General features: G+C 51.9%; 22 protein-coding genes. 10 read left to right on the plus strand and 12 right to left on the minus strand.

Features of this window, described 5'->3' with window-relative positions; translation table 11 throughout:
* Positions 1-12: 12 nt before the first annotated feature.
* The 6 genes from ACMAY6_RS07640 (at position 13) to ACMAY6_RS07665 (ending at position 9081) form a co-directional block, all read left to right on the plus strand.
* A complete protein-coding gene (locus tag ACMAY6_RS07640) occupies positions 13-1755 on the plus strand; it encodes an acyl-CoA carboxylase subunit beta (protein ID WP_435215867.1) in 1743 nt (580 codons plus the stop codon).
* A 23-nt stretch (positions 1756-1778) separates the two neighbouring features.
* A complete protein-coding gene (locus ACMAY6_RS07645; protein ID WP_435215869.1) occupies positions 1779-4583 on the plus strand; it encodes a biotin/lipoyl-containing protein in 2805 nt (934 codons plus the stop codon).
* 14 nt (positions 4584-4597) lie between these two features.
* Positions 4598-5023: a methylmalonyl-CoA epimerase gene (gene mce, locus ACMAY6_RS07650; protein WP_435215871.1), complete on the plus strand. Its 426-nt coding sequence runs from the start codon at positions 4598-4600 to the stop codon at positions 5021-5023.
* Entirely contained in the window at positions 5020-7176 is a 2157-nt protein-coding gene (gene scpA, locus ACMAY6_RS07655) for a methylmalonyl-CoA mutase (RefSeq protein WP_435215873.1), read from the plus strand. The genes mce and scpA overlap by 4 nt, the downstream gene beginning before the upstream one ends.
* Complete coding sequence (gene meaB, locus ACMAY6_RS07660; protein ID WP_435215875.1) at positions 7173-8153, plus strand: methylmalonyl Co-A mutase-associated GTPase MeaB; 981 nt, start codon at positions 7173-7175, stop codon at positions 8151-8153. Before scpA ends, meaB begins: the two co-directional genes overlap by 4 nt.
* A gap of 139 nt (positions 8154-8292) precedes the next feature.
* Positions 8293-9081 (plus strand): MBL fold metallo-hydrolase, encoded by a 789-nt coding sequence (locus tag ACMAY6_RS07665; protein WP_435215877.1) that lies wholly within the window; start codon positions 8293-8295, stop codon positions 9079-9081.
* 34 nt (positions 9082-9115) lie between these two features.
* Here the strand turns inward: ACMAY6_RS07665 and ACMAY6_RS07670 are convergent, their stop codons facing one another.
* A complete protein-coding gene (locus ACMAY6_RS07670) occupies positions 9116-10627 on the minus strand; it encodes a DHH family phosphoesterase (protein WP_435215879.1) in 1512 nt (503 codons plus the stop codon).
* A 360-nt stretch (positions 10628-10987) separates the two neighbouring features.
* On the opposite strand from ACMAY6_RS07670, the gene ACMAY6_RS07675 reads away from it, so the two are divergent.
* Entirely contained in the window at positions 10988-11290 is a 303-nt protein-coding gene (locus tag ACMAY6_RS07675; RefSeq protein WP_435215881.1) for a Rieske (2Fe-2S) protein, read from the plus strand.
* 69 nt (positions 11291-11359) lie between these two features.
* Here ACMAY6_RS07675 and ACMAY6_RS07680 read toward each other — a convergent pair whose 3' ends face one another.
* The 7 genes from ACMAY6_RS07680 to ACMAY6_RS07710 all read right to left on the minus strand — a co-directional run bounded on the left by ACMAY6_RS07680 (position 11360) and on the right by ACMAY6_RS07710 (position 17171).
* Positions 11360-11806, minus strand: a complete 447-nt coding sequence (locus ACMAY6_RS07680) for a hypothetical protein (protein ID WP_435215883.1) — start codon at positions 11804-11806, stop codon at positions 11360-11362.
* 100 nt (positions 11807-11906) lie between these two features.
* Positions 11907-13001: a cupin domain-containing protein gene (locus ACMAY6_RS07685; RefSeq protein ID WP_435215885.1), complete on the minus strand. Its 1095-nt coding sequence runs from the start codon at positions 12999-13001 to the stop codon at positions 11907-11909.
* 15 nt (positions 13002-13016) lie between these two features.
* Positions 13017-14390 (minus strand): adenylosuccinate lyase, encoded by a 1374-nt coding sequence (gene purB / locus ACMAY6_RS07690; protein WP_435215887.1) that lies wholly within the window; start codon positions 14388-14390, stop codon positions 13017-13019.
* 40 nt (positions 14391-14430) lie between these two features.
* On the minus strand, positions 14431-15069 hold the full coding sequence (gene hflD, locus ACMAY6_RS07695; protein ID WP_435215889.1) for a high frequency lysogenization protein HflD: 639 nt from the start codon (positions 15067-15069) through the stop codon (positions 14431-14433).
* Entirely contained in the window at positions 15066-16157 is a 1092-nt protein-coding gene (mnmA, locus tag ACMAY6_RS07700; protein ID WP_435215891.1) for a tRNA 2-thiouridine(34) synthase MnmA, read from the minus strand. Before mnmA ends, hflD begins: the two co-directional genes overlap by 4 nt.
* 4 nt (positions 16158-16161) lie before the next feature.
* Positions 16162-16614 (minus strand): NUDIX domain-containing protein, encoded by a 453-nt coding sequence (locus ACMAY6_RS07705; RefSeq protein WP_435215893.1) that lies wholly within the window; start codon positions 16612-16614, stop codon positions 16162-16164.
* The gene (locus ACMAY6_RS07710; protein WP_435215973.1) at positions 16611-17171 is read right to left on the minus strand and encodes a pseudouridine synthase; all 561 of its coding nucleotides are present in this window, start codon (positions 17169-17171) and stop codon (positions 16611-16613) included. Before ACMAY6_RS07710 ends, ACMAY6_RS07705 begins: the two co-directional genes overlap by 4 nt.
* A 196-nt stretch (positions 17172-17367) precedes the next feature.
* On the opposite strand from ACMAY6_RS07710, the gene icd reads away from it, so the two are divergent.
* The 3 genes from icd to clpA all read left to right on the plus strand — a co-directional run bounded on the left by icd (position 17368) and on the right by clpA (position 21944).
* Positions 17368-18621, plus strand: a complete 1254-nt coding sequence (gene icd, locus ACMAY6_RS07715) for an NADP-dependent isocitrate dehydrogenase (protein WP_435215895.1) — start codon at positions 17368-17370, stop codon at positions 18619-18621.
* Between the two features lie 679 nt (positions 18622-19300).
* Positions 19301-19651: an ATP-dependent Clp protease adapter ClpS gene (gene clpS, locus ACMAY6_RS07720; RefSeq protein ID WP_435215897.1), complete on the plus strand. Its 351-nt coding sequence runs from the start codon at positions 19301-19303 to the stop codon at positions 19649-19651.
* 16 nt (positions 19652-19667) lie between these two features.
* Positions 19668-21944 (plus strand): ATP-dependent Clp protease ATP-binding subunit ClpA, encoded by a 2277-nt coding sequence (clpA, locus tag ACMAY6_RS07725; protein ID WP_435215899.1) that lies wholly within the window; start codon positions 19668-19670, stop codon positions 21942-21944.
* 162 nt (positions 21945-22106) lie between these two features.
* Here the strand turns inward: clpA and infA are convergent, their stop codons facing one another.
* From infA to trxB, 4 genes are all read right to left on the minus strand, one after another.
* On the minus strand, positions 22107-22325 hold the full coding sequence (gene infA, locus ACMAY6_RS07730) for a translation initiation factor IF-1 (protein ID WP_007233846.1): 219 nt from the start codon (positions 22323-22325) through the stop codon (positions 22107-22109).
* Between the two features lie 66 nt (positions 22326-22391).
* Entirely contained in the window at positions 22392-23165 is a 774-nt protein-coding gene (locus ACMAY6_RS07735) for an arginyltransferase (protein ID WP_435215902.1), read from the minus strand.
* Positions 23162-23917: a leucyl/phenylalanyl-tRNA--protein transferase gene (aat, locus tag ACMAY6_RS07740; RefSeq protein WP_435215904.1), complete on the minus strand. Its 756-nt coding sequence runs from the start codon at positions 23915-23917 to the stop codon at positions 23162-23164. Before aat ends, ACMAY6_RS07735 begins: the two co-directional genes overlap by 4 nt.
* A 10-nt stretch (positions 23918-23927) precedes the next feature.
* On the minus strand, positions 23928-24881 hold the full coding sequence (trxB, locus tag ACMAY6_RS07745; RefSeq protein ID WP_435215906.1) for a thioredoxin-disulfide reductase: 954 nt from the start codon (positions 24879-24881) through the stop codon (positions 23928-23930).
* Positions 24882-24977 lie beyond the last annotated feature (96 nt).

Here is a 24977-nt window from a genome sequence, read left to right on the forward strand (position 1 = left end):
TATAGAATTTCCATGACCGATAAAGGCAAGCGGGAGAACCCTACAGACGTTGGGATCATAGAGATACCCCACGCGACGCTAATCAATCCACTTCGGCGCAATGAGGCCATTAAAGCCGCCAGCATTGAACGCTACGAGCAAACTCTTGAGCGGGGCAAAGAGCTGCAAAGGCGGCCCTACGAGGCGGCTGGTCAACGCAGCATTCAGCGTCAGCATCTGAAGAATCGAATGACCGTGTGGGAGCGGGTCCAGTATTTGGCAGACTCTGCGCCACAAGTTCTCTATCAGAATTGGGGACCAAATCTCGACGGGGCCTCCCTAGTTACAGCGATCATCCAGATCGATGGTCGTGATGTTGCCATTTACGGGCACGATTTCACCGTGCGCGCGGGTTCGATGGATGCGACGAATGGCAAAAAATTGGCCCGACTTTTTGAGTTGGCTGCCAAACGCGGTATCCCCTTAATTGGCCTCAACGACTCTGCAGGCGCATACATTCCTGCTGGGGTTGGGGGTCTCGATGGTTATGCCGATGCGTTTACGGCTTTGAGAAAGGTTAGTGGGGTCGTCCCCAGCATTATGTGTATGTTTGGTTTCAACGCCGGGGGAGGCAGCTATCTTCCGCGCCAGGGCAGTTTTCTTATTCAACCTAAGGATACGTTTTTTGGGTTGACCGGACCTGGGGTGGTTAAATCTGTGCTTGGTGAGGACATCACCCCCGAAGAGTTAGGCGGGCCAAATGTTCACAGTCAAACGGGTGTCACCGATTTTGTTGTAGACGATGAGGTGTCGGCACTGCAAAAGGTACGGGAGATTTTAAAATACATTCCTGACTCAAGTGCTGCAGCGCCTCAATTCAAACCCACAACTGATCCAGCGGCGCGTTCTACCGTTGATATCGATATTCTTTTGCGCAAGGCATTTAACTCACCAACCGGCTTCAATACACCGGTCGACATTACAATTTTGATCCAACAGCTTTGTGATCACGGTGACTTCCTTGAGGTGCAGGCTGAACGCGCCCGAAATACGATTACCGCATTTGGACGGATGGCAGGAAACGTGGTCGGCTTTGTGGCCAATAACTCGGCGGTCGCCTCGGGGCAAATTGATATTGACGCCGCCTACAAAAACGCGCGATTCATTCGATTTTGCAACCTCTACAACATTCCCGTGATGTTTTTAGAGGACACCACGGGCTTTCTTCCCGGTCGTGAACAGGAGCATCGGGGTATTGTCCAAGCTGGGCGAGCAATGCTCGACGCGATTGTTGATTTGCGAACGCCACGATTTCTGGTTCTGGTTCGTAATGCCTTTGGTGGGGCTTACGCGTCCTACAACAACTATCCGACCGGGGCGGATTTTGTCGTGGCCTTACCGACGACTCGCGTTGCCGTTATGGGACCTGCGGGTGTGGAGTATGTTTATAAAGATGAGCTGCGGAAAATTCGTGGTGAGGCCGCCGCTCGTATTGAGGCTGAGAAAACAGCACAAAGCCAACAGGGGCTCAGCGATGACGAAGCTCAGGCGGCTGCCCAAGATTTGGTCGATTCCTGGGTCCGTGCCGAAGAAGCTGAGCTAGCGTCACGCTACGAGCGCGAAATCATGAACCCTGAAGAGGCATTAAGCCTGGGCTCCGTGTCGCAGATCGTTATGCCCGCAGATCTAAGGCAGGTACTTACAGATCATTTGTCTTTTTGCCTACGGCATTACGAACCCTCGGCGCTGCAAGATGTGCAACGCGAATTCCATTGATAACGGTCACAGGAAGCCTAAGCGTGTCTAACGAACACTATCTCAGCAACCCATTGGTTCACCAAGATCGGCAATTGGGGAACAGTGATTCCGCGTGGATTCAGCGTTTCGATTGCAGCGGGATGCGTCCGCTGATTATTTGCCGAGGTCCAATTCGGAAGGAGGCCATTGACGTTTTTTCTGAAATGGGCATTCACCATTTCGGAATATTGCTGTCAGAAAAAGATTCGATTGTGTATCCGAGAGCCCTTGCTCCTGAGCTCAGAGTGCTCACGGACTCCAGTCGTATTCACCGTGTCCCGGATTACACCGGCGCCAGCAAAGAGGAACGTCTTCAGCGCATCGCTGATATTATTGCAATTGCAAAGAGCGGTGACTACAACGCCGTGTTCGCGGGCTACGGCTTCATGGCAGAAGACGAAACAATGGTCGCGGCAATGGAAGATGCTGGGCTCAACTTTATCGGCCCCTGTTCGAGAACCGTTCATGACGCCGGCTTAAAAGACGAGGCCAAAAGAACGGCGCTGAAGGCTGGTGTCTCAGTAACGCCCGGCATTGACAATGGCACGGCGCTCACGCTGTTGAAAAAGTATCCCGACAAAGGAGCTCTGCAAGCGTTAGCGGAGGCTGAGGGCCTGAACGTTCCTGCGTCAGCCTTTGATACTGAGGCACTAGAGACGCTCGCCGATATCATTCTTACCGCGGGCTATAAAAAGGGCGTTGACCTTTATACCGTTGAAGAGCTCTCAGAAACACTCACTGATGCGGTGCGTAAAATCAATGCGCAATACCCCAAGAATCGAGTGCGTCTCAAGGCGATAGGCGGAGGTGGTGGCAAAGGTCAAAGAATCGTTGCCCTAGGTGAGGCAGAACGAACCCCAGAGCTGGTTCGGGAAATTCTCGCCGAAGTGAAAACTACCGGGGTCGGTGACAATAAAAACGTTTTGGTAGAGCTCAATATTGAGACCACACGACATCAGGAAATTCAGGTCATCGGAAATGGCGATTGGTGCATCACTTTGGGCGGCAGAGACTGTTCACTACAAATGCACGAGCAAAAATTGTTGGAGGTGTCAGTCACCCGTGAGAGCCTAATTCAAGCTGCGGAGGCCGCTGAGCGTGCTCACCAAACGGAGGCGACAGCAGTCTTGAGACAAGATCTTGAAACCCTCGATACGATGGAGGCTGAGGCGGCGCTCTTTGGCTCAGCGGTTGGTCTAGACTCGGTTTCAACGTTTGAGTGTATCGTGGATCGGGATCGGCATTTTTTCATGGAGATGAATACCCGCATTCAAGTTGAACACCGGGTCAGTGAACTCTGCTATGCCATGCGATTTGAGAATCCAGAGGATCCCAACGATGCCTTCGTGGTCAATTCGCTGGTTGAGGCCATGGTCTTACTTGCTGCTCACGGCCCTCGACTACCTAAACCAAGCCGGGTCGCCCGATATGCTGACAGCGTAGAAGCACGACTTAACGCAACAAACGATGCACTCCAACCCAGTGCAGGCGGTCAAATTCAACATTGGTCAGACGCTATTGATGGTGAGATTCGTGATGATCAGGGAATCAGCCTGCACAACCCCGACACTGACGTGTTCATGGATTACACCCTAGCAGGGGCGTACGACTCCAACATTGCTCTGCTGTTAACGGTTGGGGAGAACCGAAACTCTTGCTACCAAAATATGGCTGAGGTCCTACGCCAGACAACGATGCGAGGGCCTGATCTCAACACCAACCTTAGTTTTCATTATGGTTTGGTCAACTGGTTTCTGGGGAATGAAATTAACGCTCGTCCCACCACGAAATTTATCGTGCCTTACCTTACGGCGGTTGGGGAATTGGCAAAGGAAGCGCAGCGCGTTGATATCGAAGCAGCATGGACGTTGTTATGCAGGCAACGAATCGGCGAAGCCTCACAAGAGCATCAGGCGGCTTTGCAAGACGTCTTGCAAAGCAAACAGTCGCTATTGTTGCGCCCAATCAAGCTGCTTTTAGATTCGCCGCACTTGTTGTCCGGCTGGCTCAGCGTCAACGGGGGCGCTTTTCAGCGCGACGGTGATCATATTAGCTGGGCGGAAAATCCAATCGATCTCCTATCGGATACCTATCATTTTTTAAAAATGGACTGGTCGGTGGGGGCCGCCGCGGCCCATGTCATTTGGGATCATGACCATAAAACCTTGTCTGAAGCTGAGGATTTTTATCGCGATTTGGGTCAACAGCTGGGGGTAGAGAATTGGCACGATTTAACCTCGCTGCTCAACGCCTCGGAATGTGAAGGAAAGAGTACCGACGAATGGTCAGCGATTGTCGCTGCGCATCGTGGTTTCCAGGCGGGTATGGAAATATTGGAGCTGCTCCCCGCTATGGCGCGGTTTACCGGGTTTTATGAGCTGGGTGTAAATACAGACCTTAGCATCGCCATTCCGGATCGCCTGTTGGATGAAACACATCAAGCCAAAATGGCGAAGGTGCTCGCGCCCCCGCCAGTCGCAAAATCCAATGAAATTGTTGCGGTCAGTGGCGGCATGTTTTACGGCCGCGAAGCTCCTGATGCGCCGCTTTATGTGCAAGCTGGGGATCATTTTGAAGCCGGCGAGCCTGTCTACATTGTCGAAGTCATGAAAATGTTCAACAAAGTTTACGCGCCCTTTGCAGGGGTTGTTGATGAGGTTCTGATCGAGGGCGACGGCGTCATTATTAGCAAAGGTCAGCCTTTGTTTAAGGTAACACCTGATGAGAAAGTTGAGATCGAGCCTGAACATGTTGTAGCAGAGCGTCGCAAGAAACACACCCGCGAGCTCATGAAAATGTTTCTTTAAATTGGAGTGCCGCTTTGATTACCAGTCTTGACCATATCGCTATTGCTGTTCCCGACCTCAATGCCGCGATCGAGCGCTTTATGGGGGATTTCGGCCTCAGCTTTGACGGTACTGATGACGTTTTAGCGGCACAAACTAAGACGGCGTTTTTTAGCTTACCGCCTACTCATATTGAGCTGGTACACCCATTAGATGGCGCGGGGCCGATAGCTAAGTACCTAGAAAAACGCGGTGGCGGTATACACCACCTTTGCTTTAGATCCGATGATATTGACGCCGACGTAGCGCGCCTCAAAGACAAGGGGTACCAGTTTCTTAGCGATGAACCATCTCCGGGAGCACACGGTGCAAGGGTTATCTTTATTCACCCAAAGAGCTGTGACGGTGTTCTTATTGAACTCAGCCAGCCTGGTAGTGATCCAGCAGGGGACGAAGCATGAGTAAAATTTACGATCCCGAAAAGGCGAATCTCGAGACTTGGTCGCAGCTTGTTGCGAAACAGAGCAAGGGGCTGGGTCCAGACGACTTTACCTGGCAAACCCCCGAGGGAATTCCACTAAAAACCCTGTATACCGCAGCAGACCTAAAAGACCTGCCGCTTACCGACACCTTGCCGGGCATCTCCCCTTATATTCGTGGTCCGATGGCAACCATGTATGCAGGACGCCGATGGACGATCAGGCAATACGCGGGTTTTTCTACGGCAGAGGAATCCAATGCGTTTTACCGTCGCGCCCTAGCGGGTGGTGGCCAAGGTGTGTCAGTCGCTTTTGATTTGGCAACTCACCGTGGCTATGACTCTGACCATCCACGTGTAACGGGGGATGTGGGTAAGGCGGGTGTGGCCGTCGATTCTGTCGAGGACATGAAGATCCTTTTTGATGGCATACCTTTGGATCAGGTCTCGGTATCTATGACCATGAACGGCGCTGTGTTGCCGGTACTGGCAGGGTACATAGTGGCTGCCGAAGAGCAGGGAGTTCCTCAAGACCAGCTCTCGGGAACTATCCAAAATGACATACTCAAAGAGTTTATGGTTCGAAATACCTACATCTATCCCCCCGCGCCGAGCATGCGAATCATTGGCGACATCATTGCTCACTGTTCAAGGAGCATGCCCCGATTCAACACCATTTCCATTTCCGGCTATCACATGCAGGAAGCAGGGGCGAATGCAGCACTTGAGATGGCCTACACCTTGGCAGATGGCAAAGAATATATTCGAACCGCGCTAGCTGCCGGGCTCAACATTGACGACTTTGCTCCGCGCCTGTCGTTTTTCTGGGGCGTAGGCATGGACTTCTATATGGAGATCGCCAAGATGCGGGCTGCTCGTCTGTTGTGGGCCGAGATTGTCGCGGAGTTTGAACCCCAAAATCCCAAGAGCTCAATGTTGCGAACCCACAGCCAGACGTCGGGCTGGTCGCTGACTGAGCAAGACCCTTATAACAACATTGTTAGAACGACCGTTGAGGCCATGGCGGCGGTTTTTGGGGGCACCCAGTCACTGCACACCAACGCGCTCGACGAGGCTATTGCGCTGCCTTCTGAGTTTGCAGCCCGCATTGCGCGCAACACGCAGCTTATACTGCAGGAGGAGACCGGAATAGGGCAGGTTGTCGACCCCTGGGGAGGCTCCTACATGATGGAAGCGCTCACTGCAGAGATGGCGGACAAGGGTCGAGAGCTGATCGCAGAAATCGACGACTTAGGCGGCATGGCGAAAGCCATAGAAAGCGGCGTGCCCAAGCTGCGCATTGAAGAGGCCGCGGCAAGCAAGCAGGCCCGGATTGATCGTGGTGAGGACGTCATTGTTGGCGTGAACAAGTATCAAAATGACGCCAAGGACGAAATTGATGTCCTAGAAATTGATGATGGGCAGGTACGTGATGCTCAGCTGAGTCGTCTTGCCGCGATAAAAGCGTCTCGAGATGACGCGGCGGTAATGGCATCCCTCGAGGCCTTGACCGAGGCGGCCAAGTCGGGGGAAGGTAACCTGCTAGAGCTTACAATCGAGGCAAAACGAAGGCGTGCCACGGTGGGTGAAATTTCAGATGCACTAGAAACGGTATACGGGCGTTTCGTGGCGCAAGCGCAAACAGTTTCAGGTGTTTATGGGGCAGCGTACGCTGATGACAGCGACTGGAGAGCCATTATCTCAGACATCGACAGCTTCATTGAGCAGCACGGACGCCGACCTAGAATGTTAGTCGCAAAAATGGGACAAGACGGTCATGATCGCGGCGCTAAAGTCATAGCCACGGCGTTTGCGGATGTCGGTTTTGACGTCGATTTGTCTCCTATGTTTGCAACTCCGGAAGAAGTTGCTCGACAAGCCATAGAAAATGATGTGCATGCAGTGGGGGCATCAAGTCTTGCTGCAGGTCATAAAACACTGGTGCCTCAGCTGATCGAAGCCTTGCGCGCACAAGGAGCGGAAGACATTGTTGTCATTGCGGGCGGTGTCATACCCCAGCAAGATTACGCTTTTCTCAGGGAACAGGGGGTTGAGCTCATTTTTGGCCCTGGTACGCCAATACCAGAGGCCGCCAGAGCTGTTTTGGACGCTGTTAACGCGCAAAAACCCAGATGACATCAAAGCCAAGAGGCATTGATGTCGCTGGGATCCTTGCGGGACAGCGCCGAGCTTTAGCAAAGGCCATAACGCTGGTTGAAAGTCAGCGCGAGGACGATCGCGAATCGAGCCAACGCTTACTGAATTCACTGCTACCTCAAACTGGCAATAGCATTCGAATCGGTATCACCGGAGTGCCGGGGGTGGGTAAATCAACCTTCATCGAAGCCTTTGGCCTTCACCTGGTGCGTCAGGGACATCGTGTTGCGGTGTTAGCCGTCGACCCAAGTTCACCTCTCGCCGGCGGATCAATACTGGGGGATAAAACTCGGATGGAAGCCTTGTCCCGCGAGGACAATGCCTACATCAGGCCCTCGCCTGCCGGCAGCGCTTTAGGGGGAGTAGCACTAAAAACACGAGAGTCGATGTTGCTTTGCGAGGCCGCTGGTTATGACGTCATCATTGTGGAGACCGTTGGTGTCGGCCAGTCGGAGCACCAAGTAGCTGGTATGGTCGATTTTTTTCTATTGTTGATGCTTCCGGGTGGTGGTGATGAATTACAGGGCATCAAAAAAGGCATCCTCGAACTCGCAGATACGATCGTCATTAACAAAGCCGACGGCGATAGTGCTGCGACTGCGCGAATGACGCGCCAGCATTATGCGAGCGCCATGTCATTACTCAAACACCCCACCAGCTGGCAACCAAAAGTTTTGAGCTGCTCCGCCCTCAACAATGAAGGTGTAGATGACATTTGGACGCTCATTAACGAGTTTCGTACGCAGGCTGAGCCGTATCAAGGCATCGAGAAAAAACGCTCACATCAAAACTTGGCATGGATGCAGCAACTGGTCGATGAACTGCTAAGGATGGGGTTAAGCCGTCATTCTGGTGTACGGGCAGCGCTGCCGGACCTTGAGCAACAGGTGCAGAATTCTGTGATTACACCCCTGGCTGCGGCCATGGAGGTCATGCGCATCAGTCAGCTCTCATGAGCGTTCAGCGCGCTGTGCGAACGGCAGCCGCAACATTACCCCGTGGGGGATTGGCCCCCGGGAGTAATCATGGGAATGCCGCCTATCAGCCTGCTCTGTTTAGCCGCAGGTCAAACTGCTTGCATAAGGATGTCAAAAATTGAGACTGCTTAACGGTTTAAAACTTTTACCTCTGGTGATGCTCGCCGGACTCTGCCTCGGGTGTTCAGAGGACAAAGCCGTAGTCGTCGAGGACTCGAAAGACCGCCGAATTGTACGGTTCGACGTGGCCTCCGCAAACGTCTACGTCGTGGAAGAGAATGGTCACCGCCTCATGATCGACGCTGGGAATCCCGGGGATGAAATGCGCTATGAGGCCCTCATGCGGGAATCGGGTATCGATCCCGCAACCATTGACTTTGCGATCTTGACCCACGGACACATTGACCATGCAGGCACAGCAGCTTTTTTCCAAGAGCGCTATGGAATTCAAATCATTGGTGGAGGCGGTGATACACCCATGATCGAAGCTGCGGGGGATGTTGACCTATGCCCCACCTCAATAACTGCCAAGCTGCTGCACATGACGCTCAAGGGCAAGCAGTATCCGGCCTTTCAATTGGATCGAGAGATTAGTGCAACCGGGGGCACCGTTGATCTTGCCGAATTTGGTATGACTGGAACAGTCATACCGCACTCAGGCCATACGCCCGGGTCAATGGTTATCACCATCGGTTCCCATGCCTTTGTGGGTGATTTAATTCGGGGAGGTGTTTTGCGACCTGAGGTGCCGGCCACGCACTTTTTTATGTGTGACCTCGAAGAAAATCAACGCAGAATTGCCGAGATTATGGCGCTGGAGGGAATTCGGCATTGGCATCCTGGGCATTTTGGACCGTTTCCGACTGCCGCCGTTGGTCAATATCTTACCCAGCAGTTGGACGAATGAACGAAAGGCCCGATGTGCTGGCGTCCCCTACTGATCAGCAGGCTTCGTAAAGTCGGTCAAAAATGTCGCCTTTGACAAGGTAGACATCGTTGGGGTCGCTCTCCTTCATAACTAAATAGTCACCGGGTTGGCCTGCGAAGTAACCGGCGTCGTGCCATTTGGTGAACACTTTTGTGGGCTTCTCTGTAGGCGTTGCCAGAACACAGACACGTGAGTTGGCAATGCAGCCCATGGCCCGCTCAAGAATCTCAAAATTTTGCTCGGACGCGTTTAAATAAACCCGAGGTATGTATTCTGCGATAAGGGTTATAGGGGCGTCTGTGGTGTCATAGCTAGCGTCGAATACAGCCCGTTCAATAGGGTAAACCTCACCCTGAATTCCGATCATGATGTACACGTCGTCTGAGGCGAGGATATTCACATCGCCCTCGAGAGTGCGCACTCGAATCTCACTACCCGATTCTGCAAGGGCTAGCGTTGGCACATAACCTAGCGTGACAGGTCTCTTCTGATATCTGGACATAGCCTCAGTATCCAGATTGTGGCTGCGGCTGTTGATAATATCGAAACCCGTAAAATACTGATGCACGCGCTTAAGCAAAAAGGCCTCAGCACTAAGGGTGGGCTCTTTAAGGCGCAGGGCTGATTCCGCTATAAATCCTCCAGCCTTACTGACATGGCCCCCACCTGACCCAACATCAGCAGCGATAAAGGCCGCCATTTCATTGGCCATGACATCCTGAATACAGCTGCGTACCGAGAATTTAATGCCTTGGTTAATTGTATTAAAGACGACGCAACTTGATACGGCGTCAACTTGAATCGCCAGGTCACTAATAAAACCCAGAATGTTCGGGTCACAAGGTTTGACGGCGGTCACTGAATAGTTAAATGCGGCATTGTGGCTTGTGCGTAACAGCGCGAGCCCTGCGGTCTCCATATCCGCTAACGTAATGTTAGCGCTCTTCATTCGATTAATGAGTGAGAGATCTGGCGCTAGTGAATCAAGCATGTCCTTATCAGAAGGATGCCCAATTTCAGACAGGTTGTTGGTGTCTGTGAGCAAGCCATAATACAAGGCGGTCTCGACATTTGCGGGAATCGCATAACTTTTATCCTCGCTTAAAAGCGTCCACACCAGGGTCGCGCAACATCCCAGCTTCGGGTGGATTTCAGAGCGAGGGATATCAAATATCTCTTGGCGGTGATGGTCAATGATAACCACGTTGTCCGGTGTGCCCCGCAGGGGACTGACATTGCCAGCACCAAACTGACAGTCCACTGTAATCAGCAACCCCTCGTTATGCTCGTGAGCAACCTGTTGGAGGGGAATATCTAGTGCATTTATCATTAAGAGCAAATTCGGCTTATCAATCGTATTGGGACCGCTATAAACCAAGGTGACTGACTTCCCCTTTGATAAAAAATAGTCGTACAGCGCAAAACCAGAAGCTATCGCATCGGCATCTGGCGTATCGTGGCATTGAATGACGATAGGAGAGTCGTTGAGCAGGGTGGGGAGTTTTAGTTTTATTGACTCTTTCATGCAGTTTGCCCGTCGCACCTCACTAGAGGTTTGCTCACTAAGATGGAACACCACTATGGTCGGTGCTGCTTTCGTTTTCTTGATCATGGTAAAGCACAGAGCGGATCAGGACTCGTTTTATCCTCGGTAATTTCAGCAACAGCACTCAGGTCGCGGATTTTAAGCGGCGCTTAGGTTCAGTCTTCCCCTAGAAAAATCGACTCGGTCCGATAAAAACTCCCTCGCTGGCACTGTATCCTTGCGGCGCTTGTTGATGCGGCTGCACTGCCCTAGATCCGGGCGGGTTCGAGCTTTAATCATTGCGTTTTTTGAACCCAATTGCCTCTACCCTAGAACGAACATCCGGCGTACCCTTCGCCAATGGCATTTTTACGTTTAGACCGGCTCATCAATCTGCATGACGGATACCGCAAGACACTGAGAGTTGATCACCTTGAGGTGCTGATGGTTCAAGAACGCGGTGAAGTTTTTGTGGTGCAAAGCCGCTGTCCCCACCGCGAATTCCCGCTGGAAAAAGGGTCTGTAAAGGAAGGGGTTATCACTTGCCCCTGGCACAACATGGCATTCGATCTTGGAACCGGCGCTCATTTGGGCGGTGGGTGCGATCGTTTGAAGGTTTATGAACCGGTCTTTCAGGGCAATTTAGTCGGAATCATCGTCTAAAGAGAAGCGGTTTAAGGGCTTCGGCTTGCCAAGGATTTCTAATGGGCTGTGTGCGCCCCCGCGTAAACCCTAGTAATGGTTTTTCAACTCCGAACTCTGTTCGCTCGCATGCCAAAGACGATCAAACACATCAACCCAGCGAGTAACGCTATGGGGATTATCGAGTACTTTTTGCTCTCGCTGTCCTTGCAAAAGAAGCAACACCTGTCGCTGATCTCTGATTACGATGGTTTGATGGTGCCACTCAGGATGGCTCGATAAAACACGCAGTGAAACCGCAGAGGTTAGGCGCCGCGTCAATGCTACAAGCCGATGTCGCTCAAGGTTACTGGGATTGTCGTTGGCAATAAGCAGTCTAATCCGCGGATTCCTGCCTTTGCGAGCCAGCTCCACTATGGCCGAAACGACCTCGTCCTTGTCGAACAGCGCGGGCTCGAGAGCAGGGCTAGCGATATCGATTGATCGGCATGCCGACGTCATTATGCTTGATAGGTTCTCAGAGCTTTCAGCTAACACGTTCGGCAACTCCTGCGTGATGGCCTTATCTTGCGCGCTCCGTGCAGAACCTTTCTGGTGTATTGGGTTTGCCACATTAGCCTCGCGAATTTTTAAACCTTCAACTAGCTTCCACAAGCACGCCACTCATGGCTAAAAAACTCAAAAATTCTGAGTCTACTGACTGGATTTCAGCTGGGGTTATTCGGTCTCCACTACAAATTCGCTCAAGAATGGGCTGTGCAGAGCTAGGGACAGACAGCATCTCTCCATTCGCATAAACGCAACACTGCCCCTCGATAGCATGCCAGGCAACCCGTGCGCCTGTGTGTAGGCACAATGCTTTTGCGTCCTTGCGCGGGGGAGGGGCGCATTCGCCGTGCTCGGTGACAATCTCACCCAGCCATGAGCCGTCATCTAAGGCGCTCAGGGTGTTTTCTATCGCTTCCCTAGCGTTGTTCCAGTGTGCGTGAGTGATTTCTCCTGGCGCAGGTGTCTCGACCACTGAAGCGCGATCCTCTAACAGCAGGTCGGGGTCTATTCGTTCTAGGGCTTTGTCGGTCCAACGGGCAAGCAGTGTCGCAATGGCTGGAGCCCGAAACCCGAGAGAATAGGTCATGCAGGGTGTTTCAGCGATTCCCCAATGCGCCAGACCTGGAGGAACATAGAGCACATCCCCGGCCTCAAGAACATACTCTTCAGACGTATCAAAGTTCTGCAACAAATTGAGGTCTTCATGATTGATTCGAGGGGTGGTTTCATCACACCAATCCCCAAGCCGCCATTTCCTGCGTCCAGTACCCTGAACTAAAAAAACATCGTACCGATCAAAATGCGGTCCAACGCCGCCATTGGAAACAGCGTAACTGACCATGACATCGTCAAAACGCCACTGGGGTAAGAAACGCAAACATTCTTTCAGTGCCGCAACCTCGGGCACCCACTGATCCACACCATTGACGAGTAGCGTCCAATCATCGGAGCGTTGAAAATCAGTGGTGTTCAACGGGCCTCGCTTTAACGCCCAGCCAGATTTTGATTTGCCGATCATGCGGCTATCGGCGTCGTCTTCTAAAGCTAAGCCAGCCAGCTCCTCTGGAGTGAGCGGCGACTGCCAGCTGGGAAGTGCCGCTTTCATGAGTAAAGGCCTGCGTTGCCAGTAGTATTCTAGAAACGCTTTTTCATCGAATTGAAAGGTCAGTAGTGGCTCAGACACGCTCAATTCACTCCGTCAAGGATTTCGAATATTTTGCGCCTGCCACGCTGCGTTACCCGTGTAGCTAGCAGGTGTCATGGCCCGCAAAGATGCCTTAGCCTCAGAGGGCAAATCGAGGGAGTCGATAAAAGTTGCCAAGACGGCAGGGGTTATCGCTTGTCCCCGGGTAAGGGCCTTTAGCTTTTCATAGGGCTCTGCAATACCGTAGCGGCGCATGACCGTTTGAATCGGCTCAGCGAGAACCTCCCAGCTGTCATTCAGGTCTTCTTCAATTCGTGCGGTATTCACTTGAAGCTTACCAATACCCTTTAAACAGCTTTGATAGGCTAGGAGCTCATAAGCGCATCCGACGCCCATATTACGTAGCACCGTGCTGTCCGTAAGGTCTCGTTGCCAGCGACTTATAGGGAGCTTTTGAGATAGATGAGAAAGCAAGGCATTAGCGAGCCCTAGATTGCCCTCAGAATTTTCAAAATCGATTGGGTTTACCTTATGGGGCATGGTGGATGACCCGACTTCACCAGCGACAGTGCGCTGTTTAAAATAACCTAGGGCAATGTAACTCCAGATATCTCGGTTGAAATCGATCAATATGGTGTTGAAACGCATCATGGTGTCGAAAATCTCAGCCATGTAATCGTGAGGCTCGATCTGAGTGGTGTAAGGATTCCAAAGCAAACCCAGTGCTTCAACAAAGTGCTGAGCAACGCTCGGCCAGTCGATGTCGGGATAGGTGGCTATGTGGGCGTTGTAGTTACCCACTGCACCATTGATCTTGCCCAAAGGAGTCACTTCCTCTAATTGCTGAAGTTGCCGCTGTAGCCGTGCAACAACATTGGCCAGCTCCTTTCCCAACGTTGTCGGGCTAGCGGTCTGACCGTGGGTGCGCGACAACATAGGTTGTTCAGCCTGTTGCTCGGCAAGATCGGAGAGTGCACTAATAATTTCTCGCATAGGGGTGAGCAGAACCGCCAGGCCATCCCGAAGCATCAGGCCGTGGGCCAAGTTATTGATGTCTTCTGAGGTGCAGGCAAAATGAATAAACTCGCTAATCGCGGCCAACTCAGGCTCGCCTGCTACAGCGTCCTTCAGAAAGTATTCGACGGCTTTGACGTCATGGTTGGTTGTGGCCTCGATTTCTTTGATCAATGCCGCTTCGTCAGGACCAAAGCTGTTCAAAAGGTTATCGAGAAATTGTGAGGCGGTTGCGCTCAGAGGTGGCACCTCGGGGATAGCTTCGTTAGCGGCTAAACACTGTAACCAACGCACTTCAACGTGTACGCGCCTAGCAATAAGCCCATATTCACTAAAGATGCTACGCAGAGGCATCAACTTATTGCCGTATCGCCCATCAATGGGCGAAATCGCTGTAAGTGCATCCAGTTCCATTATATCGCTACCTATTCATCAGTCTTAATGTTTGTGGTCTCTAGCGGATACCCGCCTCTCGGCACAACTCCAGCGCCATTGCTCGCACACGCCCGCGTTGAAACGTTAATTTCCATCGGCGCCCGCCCAATTGACGCCATAGAAAGGCAGACCTTACTCCGGCGAGGAGTAGGGCGCGAATCACTTCTGCATTGCCCTCGTTTTGCAGGTGTTGTGCACTGCCTGAGATCTTTATTCGAAATGACAGAGTGCTTAAGGTATCAGAGTAGACGGCTGCAACACTGTGACAGATTTCTTTGGCTTGAGAGCTGAAGTGCGCGGCCTTATAGCTCGAGTGTTGTAGACGGTTGTGAACAACCTCCTGCAAGTCAGGGCGGGAGGAAAACTTCGCCTCTAGATGCAGGATCGACAAAAAGTACCGCATCATGGTGCTTACGGTTTCGTCATTGTCGGGAGCAAGTCCGGCCGCCAAATTTTGCAACCCCAATTTGACGCCCTGAATATTCCCAAAAACGCCTTCAACCTCATCGACATCAAAGCTAAAAAGCGAATGTAACGACGCCTCTAAATATTCGACGGGATAGGTTCCTGTACGTGATAGCTGGTCTACAATTCTGGCGGCTTGGGCAACACCTGCAAGTGCAAGGGTCTGCTCTCTAAATTGATGGGCTGCAGTCATAGCGCGTTCTCGATAATACCGCCACCGAGACACGCGTCTCCATCATAGAAAACGACCGATTGCCCTGGGGTGATGGCGCGTTGCGGTCGATCAAACTCCACAAGGAAACCGCCGTCGTCTTTGGTAACGACGCAGTCCTGATCGGGTTGCCTATATCGAACCTTAGCAGAGCAATGCAGCGGGAAAACAGGCGCTTCACCGGAAATCCAGAAAAGGTTCTCTGTATGCAGAGTACGCTTAAATAATTTGGGGTGGTCGTTTCCTTGAGCAATGACTAAAACATTGCGATCGAGGTTTTTGCCAACAACGTACCAGGGTGAATGATTGCGATCGGCCAGACCACCAATACCCAAGCCTTGCCGTTGTCCAATAGTGTGGTACATCAAGCCTTGATGTTCACCGAGCACAAGCCCATCCACATCCTCGATCACGCCAGGCTGCGCAGGTAAATACTGTTGTAGAAAGTCTTTAAAGCGCCTTTCACCGATAAAGCAGATGCCCGTTGAATCTTTTTTACGAGCCGTAGTGAGCCCCGCCTGCTCGGCAATTTTTCGAACTTCAGGTTTGGCAAGTCCTCCAACAGGAAACAAGCTGCGCGACAATTCTCTGTGTCCTACTTGATGCAAAAAGTAGCTTTGATCTTTGTCATTATCTAACCCCTTGAGCAATGCGGTTCGCTCCTTAGTGTCATCACGTTGCACGTAATGTCCGGTCGCAATAAAGTCGGCTCCCAGCTCCGTGGCGTAATCGAGGAAGGCACGGAATTTTATCTCTCGATTACAGAGGATGTCGGGATTAGGTGTCCGCCCGTTTTGGTATTCCGTTAGAAAATGCTCAAAGACGCCATCCCAGTATTCTGCAGCAAAGTTCGCGCTGTGTAATTTAATCCCCAACGATGCCGCGACCGCTTCAGCGTCAGCGAGATCTTCTTTTGCCGTGCAATACTCGGTGCCGTCATCTTCCTCCCAGTTTTTCATGAACAGCCCCTCAACGTGATACCCCTGATCACGGAGTAACAAGGCTGCCACTGAAGAGTCTACCCCGCCGGACATGCCAACAATGACGGTGTTTGCGCTGGTATTGTTCATAACATCAGGGTTCTGTAATGAGTGAAAGTGGTGCACATTGACCGTCTCGGTGTTGATGCAGCACTTCAAGCACAAGGTGACTTCTGTGGATTGAGACAAGGCTCTGAATTTTATCAAAGCCCATCCAGTGAGCAGCAATGATACCGTTATCAAGGTCCCGATCGCTATGCTCAAACACCGCACGACAAAGAAAAGTGTGCCGCAAATAGGTAGTGCCGTTCTTGGCTCTCAATAGCGCCACGCCAAGAAATCCGGTGACTTCGACCTCCCACCGAGTCTCTTCGAGCACCTCGCGGCGCACCGCTTCCAGTAGCGATTCCCCCGGCTCTAAATGTCCCGCGGGTTGATTCAGCACAGGGCTTTGCGCGTCCGCAGGCTGTTCTTCAACCATTAGATATTCGCCGTCCTTCACCACAACGGCGGCAACGGTTACGTTAGGGCGCCATCGCTCGTTCACAGCTTACGACCTGTAGATTGGGTTAAGTATTGTCCGGGCTCCAAATCACCGAGCCGCCAGTCTCCAATACTGATGCGCACTAGCCGCAAGGTGGGCAAGCCGACCGCTGCAGTCATTCTTCGGACTTGCCGATTGCGGCCCTCCTGAATGGAGATCTCTAACCAGGCGTCAGGAATGTGCGCTCGAAAGCGGACAGGGGGTGCCCTGTCCCAAAGCCTCGGGGGTGCAATGCTTTTTACTCTTGCGGGCTTTGTCCGTCCATCCTTTAGATTTAGGCCTGCTGCCAATTGCCCTAGGGCCTCGGTTGTGGGGGTGCCCTCTACTTGCACCCAGTAGGTTTTCCAGTATTTGAATTTTGGATTGGCAATTTGTTGCTGAAGCCTGCCATCGTTAGTGAGCAGGGCCAATCCCTCTGAATCGTAATCAAGTCGTCCAGCCACACGAAAGCCCGGGGCAGATAGAATATTAGCAAGTGTCTGCCTTGGTGGATCGCCATCCCGATCTGTGAATTGGCTCAAGACCCGGAAAGGTTTATTCAGCAGGATAATGTCGGGCAATCCCAGATCCTCTTGATTAATGGTAGACTTCGACACTGGGGGAGACGGCCTCGCGCCGTTATCCAATAGCGTTCCAATGACGCCACATTATGCTTGTTGCCCCTGATGAGGGGGCTCTGACGCATCTTGTCGCATGGCATTGGAACGGAATCCATCAAAGCACCTGAAATAAACTGAAAAATAGGATTCTCGCAATATGTCATACAAGCACATCAAGGTTCCGGAAACCGGCGACGTCATCACAGTCAACGAGGACAACAGCCTGTCAGTACCCGATAAGCCTATCATCCCTTACATCGAAGGTGATGGCATTGGCGTCGATATTACGCCGGTCATGATTGATGTCGTCAACGCCGCAGTGGAAAAGGCCTATGGAGGGCAAAAGGCCATATCGTGGATGGAAATTTACACGGGAGAAAAGGCCGCCGAGCTGTACGAGGGCGATTGGTTCCCTGAAGAGACGCTGGAAGCGATTAAAACCTATGCAGTGGCGATTAAGGGTCCATTAACAACACCAGTGGGTGGCGGTTTCCGCTCCCTTAATGTTGCGTTACGCCAAGAGCTTGACCTGTACACCTGTCTTCGTCCTGTACGCTGGTTTGAAGGAGTGCCATCGCCAGTACGGCGACCCGAAGACTGCAACATGGTGATTTTTCGTGAGAATTCCGAAGATATTTATGCGGGTATTGAATACCAAGCCGGGACTGCTGAAGCTCAGAAAGTTGTCGATTTCATCATCAATGAAATGGGGGCAACAAAAATTCGTTTCCCTGAGGACGTGGGTATCGGTATTAAGCCCGTATCGTCTGCTGGCACCAAACGCCTAGTTCGCAAGGCCATCCAGTACGCCATCGATCAAAACCTGCCTTCAGTGACGCTGGTCCACAAAGGCAACATCATGAAATTTACCGAAGGTGCCTTCAGAGATTGGGGTTATGAACTCGCTCAGGAAGAGTTTGGCGGTCAGTTAGTGGACGGTGGACCCTGGGTCGAAATCAAAAATCCCAACAGCGGCGACCCGATTATTATCAAAGATGTCATCGCTGATGCCATGCTTCAGCAAGTCTTAACCCGACCAAAGGAGTATAGCGTGGTCGCCACACTGAACCTTAATGGCGACTATCTTTCAGATGCGTTAGCGGCTCAGGTCGGTGGAATTGGCATTGCTCCTGGTGCGAACCTATCCGACACAGTGGCACTGTTTGAAGCCACCCACGGCACCGCACCGAAGTATGCTGGTCAAGACAAGGTGAACCCTGGATCCTTAATCTTGTCAGCAGAAATGATGATGCGACACCTTGGTTGGAATGAGGCCGCAGATCTGATCGTTGATGGCATGAACGGAGCTATTCAAAACAAAACTGTGACCTATGATTTCGAACGGTTGATGGACGGCGCTACGCTGGTCTCATGTTCCGACTTCGGAAAAGCCATTATAAAGTCAATGTAAGCAACTGATTTTGCTGGCTAAAAGTCCGCTATGGCGGGCTTTTTTTTGAGCGTTTTTTGTGGGTTGCGTAATACCGAGTCTACGCAATACCCCGGCAAATAGTGCCTGAGGTGGCCGGGCAAAACCCGTGTGGTGACTGCGATAGCTAACCGAGGTAAATCTAGGCGCGGGGCGGGTCTTACGGCTATTGATTCAATTCCGTTTGAGCATCGACGAACAAGAATAGAGCTGTGTGTGAAAACAATGGACGTGGCGCTCAACAAAGCTGCCGCGACAGCCGCCCAAATTAGGCTTGCTGCCGTGTAAACCGTAAAGCGTCAAAGGTCGTAAGGAATACAAGGAATATTTGTCGGCCTCAGGGCGCTTAGATCATGCCTAGCGGCCACTCAACGTAGCAGTACCCAAAGGCTATGATGGGCGCGTAGCGCAAGACAGAGCAGCGCACAGACACAGCGACGGGAAAGACTATGAGAGGAGTGGCTCGGGTGATGATTAGTGCTCGAGATTTCAAATACGATAGGACTGAAACAGCGGGCACGCTTGACTTGGTTGGTGTGGCGCTGGCTGTTGCCTCGAATCGAATTTGTCTTGCCTTTGGCGACAAATTTTAGGTTGTCCACACGGTTGATGTGGCTAATTTTCAACTGTCCTGACATATACTCTAGGAATGATGACGGAAATGAATCACTGGTTAATGGGCCCGCCGGATAATCCTGATCGAGACGATGAAGGCGGTCTCGCAGTAGCGCCCGCTAAACCCAAACTTAAGCGCCCATCTTTGTTCCAAGTGGTGTTGCTTAACGATGATTACACTCCTATGGAGTTTGTTGTGGAAATCCTCGAGTCCTACTTTAACTTGGGGCGGGAGCAGGCCACTCAAATCATGCTAATGGTGCATACCAAGGGCAAAGGCGTTTGCGGTGTTTACCCCCGTGACATCGCCGAAACGAAGGCGACACAGGTGAATACTTATGCCAGAGACAGCGGACATCCGTTACTGTGTGAAGTGGAACCTACTGATGACGAGTGAAGCGAGGTAAAAGGGTATGTTGAGCAAAGAGCTTGAAACGGTTCTAAATGATGCTTTTCGAACGGCTCGTTCGCGCCGGCACGAGTTCATCACAGTAGAGCATCTGTTACTTTCACTACTCGAGGACGCAGCTTCTTTAACCGTCATGACGGCTTGCAGCGTCGACATTGATGCGTTGCGTGGCGACCTCGTTGAGTTCATAGACTCAACAACACCGCTACTAGGTGACGAAGACGATGGCCGAGACACCCAGCCAACACTTGGCTTCCAGCGAGTATTACAGCGCGCGGTGTTTCACGTTCAAAGCTCAGGAAAAAGCGAAGTCACAGGTGCCAACATCCTGGTAGCTATTTTCTCAGAGCAGGAGTCTCAGGCGGTTTATTTTCTCAAAAGCCAAAACGTATCCCGGCTCGATGTCGTGAATTTTATTACCCACGGGATTGCCAAAGACGAGGAGTCTGAGGGCGGACCCCAAGGGGAGGGTGAGATCGGCGAAGAGGAGCAAGCTGAGACTTCGGAAGCCCCGTTGGACACCTATGCCACAGACCTCAACGAAGAGGCGAAATCGGGGCAAATAGATCCACTGATTGGACGTCTTGCGGAAGTGGAGCGGGTCGCACAGATCTTGGCAAGACGGCGTAAAAACAACCCTCTGCTCGTCGGTGAATCTGGAGTTGGGAAAACTGCGATCGCTGAGGGACTCGCCAAAATGATAGTGGACGGCAATGTTCCGGAGACCTTGCAAGGTGCCGTTGTCTATTCACTTGATTTGGGCGCACTGTTGGCCGGCACTAAGTACCGTGGAGACTTTGAGAAGCGGTTTAAAGGACTCCTGGCCAATCTCAAGGAGCGTGATAACGCCATTTTATTTATCGATGAGATCCATACGATTATCGGTGCGGGAGCTGCGTCGGGTGGCGTGATGGATGCCTCAAACCTGCTCAAGCCATTGTTGAGCTCTGGGAAAATGCGCTGTATCGGGTCAACAACCTTTGCGGAGTACCGCGGTATCTTTGACAAGGACAAGGCGCTGAGTCGGCGTTTTCAAAAGATTGATGTCCTTGAACCCTCCGTGGATGACGCTTACAAAATTTTGAAGGGCCTCAAAAGCCGGTTCGAAGACCATCACGGCCTGCGCTACAGCGATCGTGCGCTGCGCGTTGCCACTGAAATGGCGGCACGCTACATAACCGACCGGTTTTTACCTGATAAAGCAATCGATGTCATTGACGAGGCGGGAGCCTACCAACAGCTTTTACCTGCGAGTAAACGCAAGAAGGTGATTGGTGCCGGAGACATCGAGTCGGTGGTCGCAAAAATAGCGCGAATTCCACCGAAGACTGTGACCTCCGATGACCGGGACTTACTCGAGAAACTCGAATCTAACCTACAAATGGTTGTGTTTGGACAGGGTAAAGCGGTGACCCAGCTTGTTGCTTCGATCAAGTTGGCTCGAGCAGGACTGCGCTCTGGCGATAAGCCCATAGGCTCCTTTTTATTAGCGGGTCCTACTGGGGTCGGTAAAACTGAGGTAACAAAGCAGTTAGCGCTGCAGCTGGGGTTAGAGCTCACTCGCTTTGACATGTCCGAGTACATGGAGCGGCACACCGTATCGAGGCTCATAGGAGCGCCTCCGGGCTATGTCGGTTTCGATCAGGGCGGCCTGCTCACCGATGCCGTTACCAAGCACCCACATTCAGTCGTGTTGCTTGACGAGGTGGAGAAGGCGCATCCAGAGGTGTTTAACCTACTGCTGCAGGTCATGGACCACGGCACGCTGACCGACAATAATGGACGCAAAGCTGACTTCCGCAACGTTATTTTAGTCATGACAACTAACGCTGGTGCGGAAAATGTGAGCCGACGCTCTATCGGATTTACCCAGCAGGATCACACTACGGATGCCCTCGAGGCTATCAACCGTATGTTTACGCCTGAATTTAGAAACCGCCTTGACGCGATTGTTCCCTTCGAGCCACTCGGCGAAGACGTCATTCTTACTGTTGTCGACAAATTCTTGACCGAACTACAGGGACAGCTCGACGAGAAACGCGTGCAGCTGGAGGTCGACGAGGAGGCTCGCCTGTGGCTCGTTGAGAAGGGGTATGACCGTACGATGGGGGCGAGGCCTATGGCGCGAGTGATTCAGGAGCACATCAAGAAGCCGCTTGCGGACATGGTGTTGTTTGGCGCACTCAACAAAGGCGGAACGGCTGTGGTGACTCTGAAAGATGACCGCAGCGAACTCGAGGTCAGTGTAGAGAGCGAATCAGAGAATCCGGTAGAAGCCTAGGCGTGTAATTAGGTGCGGTAACTTCAAAGCACTGACACGCCCATTGGTTTTACGGGTGTTTGGGCGTAGGGCAGTTTGTTTACCGGCACCTGCCCAATGAGCGCTAAAGTCGTGCTTACTGGGCTCTCCGATGGTCTTTTGTCCTACCTGTAGCTTGGTCGATTAACGCTCGCGGTAGGTGATGCGACCCTTAGTCAGGTCGTAGGGCGTGACTTCAACCCGGACTTTATCCCCAGTTAAAATGCGGATGTAGTTTTTACGCATCTTTCCGGAGATGTGGGCGGTGACCACGTGGCCATTTTCAAGGCGCACACGAAATGTGGTGTTAGGGAGGGTGTCGATGATTTCCCCCTCCATTTCAATCTGATCTTCTTTGGCCATAAACATTGCCATCCCAATTAATATGGCCGGCACTGTACCCGAAAGTCACGCTCTTCAAAAGTGTTGCTAGGTCGGATTATCAACAAAGCGCAGGGGGACGCCTCGGCTTATGTCGTCCTCAGGTGCTGTATCGAAAGAAACCTGCCAATTTCCGCCTCGAAATAGCTCTAAGGGCTGAAATCTTGATTTGTAGCTCATTTTGTCGCAGTTTTTTATGAGATACCCCAGATAAACGTAATCAAGCTGGGCCTTCTGCATAAGATCAATTTGGAACAGCACAGCGTAAGTGCCGAGACTCCTAGCCTCATGCTCGGGATCATAAAACGTATAGATTGCCGACAGGCCATCGAGCATTTGATCCGCAACAATAACGGCAATCAGCTGCTCCTGCTCGTAAAAGCGGAAGTAGCGAGTACAGCCGAGTCCGTTGTTAAGAAACGAACGGTATTGGTCCCGCTCTGGTGGAAACATATCGCCATCGGCGTGCCGGCCTCGGATATAACGCTCATAGAGCGAATAGGCCTCTTCGTCATCGATGGATGTAGCCTCGCGAATCTCAAGATCCTTGTTTCGACGCCATACGCGCTTTTGGCTCTTAGAGCGCTTAAAATCAGAAACTGCAACGCGGGAAGGAATGCAGGCGTTGCACTGGCTGCAATGCGGCCGGTAGAGGTGGTCACCACTACGGCGAAACCCCATGAGAGAAAGCTGGGAATAGAGCGCTTGGGAAAGGGTTTGACGAGGGTCAATAAACAGCGTCGTCGCTTCCTGCTCCATCAAATAACTGCAGGCATGGGGGAAGGTAGTGTAGACACGGATATCACGTAACGAAGCCGTCATTGCGTGAGCCCCAAGTACAGCTGCGTGGTTGACTCAGGTAGCACGTCACTCCACGGCACTCGGTTTAAAGATTCCGGCAGAACCCCTCTGATAATATTCCTCACTTGCTCCATGTCATCATTTATAGCGTTTTCAAGCTGTTCTTCAAAGGCCTCTCGCCTTATGAGCCGAGCACCGAGTGAAGTTAAGTGGCTGCTCTCCACCTGGCAATCAATGAACTTAAAATAACCCATTCTTCCCATATACGCTAAGGTCGCTAAGGCGGTTTTTGAAGCGTCAGTGGCACTAGAAAACATCGACTCACCAAAAAAAGCTTTGCCTATGCTCACGCCATACAATCCGCCAACGAGGGATTCATCAGACCATATTTCGACCGAATGCGCATAGCCAAGGCGGTGTAGCGTTGTGTAGGCATCAATCATCGCCGGGAGAATCCAGGTTCCCTCTTGCGAAGCGCGTGGTGCAGCGCAGGCTCTTATCACTAATGGAAATGCAGCATTTAACGAAACCCGGTATCCGCGCTTTTTTAGGGTCTTGCCGAAGGACTTGGAAACTTTGAATTCGTCGGGTAAGAGTATGGCTCTTGGATCTGGTGCCCACCAAAGAATCGGCTCATTGCTGCTAAACCAAGGAAAAATGCCGCGGCTATAGGCCCGCAGCAGCCGTTCTGGAGATAAATCACCTCCCATAGCGAGAAGGCCGTTCGGCTCTTCTAGGGCCTCATAACTTGCCGGAAAATCAAACTCGGACAAGCGTTTAAGCTCAGCGATTCAAGGCGTCTAAATATTTTTCTGCATCGAGTGCGGCCATGCAGCCGAACCCCGCAGATGTAATTGCCTGGCGGTAGACATGATCAGCAACGTCTCCTGCAGCAAAAACTCCGGGCACATTCGTGTGTGTTGCCTCACCGTTGATACCTGAGTTCACCTGAATATAACCTCCTTCCATCGTTAACTGCTGCTGGAAAATGTCCGTATTAGGTTTGTGGCCAATCGCAATGAACACACCCGCAAGTGCCAACTGTTGCTCGCTATCGTCTAGGGTAGAGCGAAGCCGCAAGCCGGTAACGCCAGAGTTGTCACCCAACACTTCGTCCAAAGTTTGATGCCAGTGGATCACAACCTTTCCTTCTTCTGCTCGGGCGAACAAACGATCTTGCAGAATTTTTTCTGAACGTAGAGAGTCACGTCGGTGCACAAGATGGACTCGGCTGCACAAATTGCTGAGGTAGAGCGCCTCTTCAACAGCCGTGTTGCCTCCCCCGACGACCGCGACTTCTTTACCACGATAGAAGAATCCATCACAGGTGGCGCAGGCACTGACGCCACGCCCCATAAAAGCCTCTTCGCTGGGTAGCCCAAGGTATTGTGCAGACGCTCCCGTGGCAATGATCAGTGCATCGCAGCTGTAATCTTGGCTACCGCCGAGACGGAAAGGGCGGCTGCTCAGGTCTACCTTTTCGATATGATCGAAAATAATTGAGGCATCTAGACGTTCGACGTGCGCCTGCATCTCGGCCATCAATTGGGGCCCTTGGAGGTCAGAAGCGCCGCCCGGCCAATTCTCAACTTCGGTTGTCGTCGTAAGTTGACCACCTTGTTGAATTCCAGTGATGACAACGGGATTGAGGTTGGCCCTGGCGGCGTAAACGGCTGCGGTATAGCCCGCAGGCCCAGAACCCAAAATGATGAGGCGATGGTGTTGTGGCTGGCTCATAAAATTAACACTTAGCTGTATGGATCGAAGATGGATCATCACGGTAAAGTGACTCCGCTCCATGTTAACATCTCATTTTCGATAAAAGGATGCTGA

It is taken from the genome of Luminiphilus sp. nBUS_16 (genome assembly GCF_051201645.1).
Taxonomy (GTDB): Bacteria; Pseudomonadota; Gammaproteobacteria; order Pseudomonadales; family Halieaceae; genus Luminiphilus.

Excerpts from the sequence above, each read along its gene's own strand:
- ACMAY6_RS07670 (WP_435215879.1), bottom strand. The coding sequence starts at position 10,627 with ATGAAAGAGTCAATAAAACTAAAACTCCCCACCCTGCTCAACGACTCT.
- ACMAY6_RS07640 (WP_435215867.1), top strand. The coding sequence starts at position 13 with ATGACCGATAAAGGCAAGCGGGAGAACCCTACAGACGTTGGGATCATA.
- purB (WP_435215887.1), bottom strand. The coding sequence starts at position 14,390 with ATGGAACTGGATGCACTTACAGCGATTTCGCCCATTGATGGGCGATAC.
- meaB (WP_435215875.1), top strand. The coding sequence starts at position 7,173 with ATGACATCAAAGCCAAGAGGCATTGATGTCGCTGGGATCCTTGCGGGA.
- trxB (WP_435215906.1), bottom strand. The coding sequence starts at position 24,881 with ATGAGCCAGCCACAACACCATCGCCTCATCATTTTGGGTTCTGGGCCT.
- scpA (WP_435215873.1), top strand. The coding sequence starts at position 5,020 with ATGAGTAAAATTTACGATCCCGAAAAGGCGAATCTCGAGACTTGGTCG.
- mnmA (WP_435215891.1), bottom strand. The coding sequence starts at position 16,157 with ATGAACAATACCAGCGCAAACACCGTCATTGTTGGCATGTCCGGCGGG.
- infA (WP_007233846.1), bottom strand. The coding sequence starts at position 22,325 with ATGGCCAAAGAAGATCAGATTGAAATGGAGGGGGAAATCATCGACACC.
- ACMAY6_RS07735 (WP_435215902.1), bottom strand. The coding sequence starts at position 23,165 with ATGACGGCTTCGTTACGTGATATCCGTGTCTACACTACCTTCCCCCAT.
- icd (WP_435215895.1), top strand. The coding sequence starts at position 17,368 with ATGTCATACAAGCACATCAAGGTTCCGGAAACCGGCGACGTCATCACA.
- ACMAY6_RS07675 (WP_435215881.1), top strand. The coding sequence starts at position 10,988 with ATGGCATTTTTACGTTTAGACCGGCTCATCAATCTGCATGACGGATAC.
- hflD (WP_435215889.1), bottom strand. The coding sequence starts at position 15,069 with ATGACTGCAGCCCATCAATTTAGAGAGCAGACCCTTGCACTTGCAGGT.
- clpS (WP_435215897.1), top strand. The coding sequence starts at position 19,301 with ATGAATCACTGGTTAATGGGCCCGCCGGATAATCCTGATCGAGACGAT.
- clpA (WP_435215899.1), top strand. The coding sequence starts at position 19,668 with ATGTTGAGCAAAGAGCTTGAAACGGTTCTAAATGATGCTTTTCGAACG.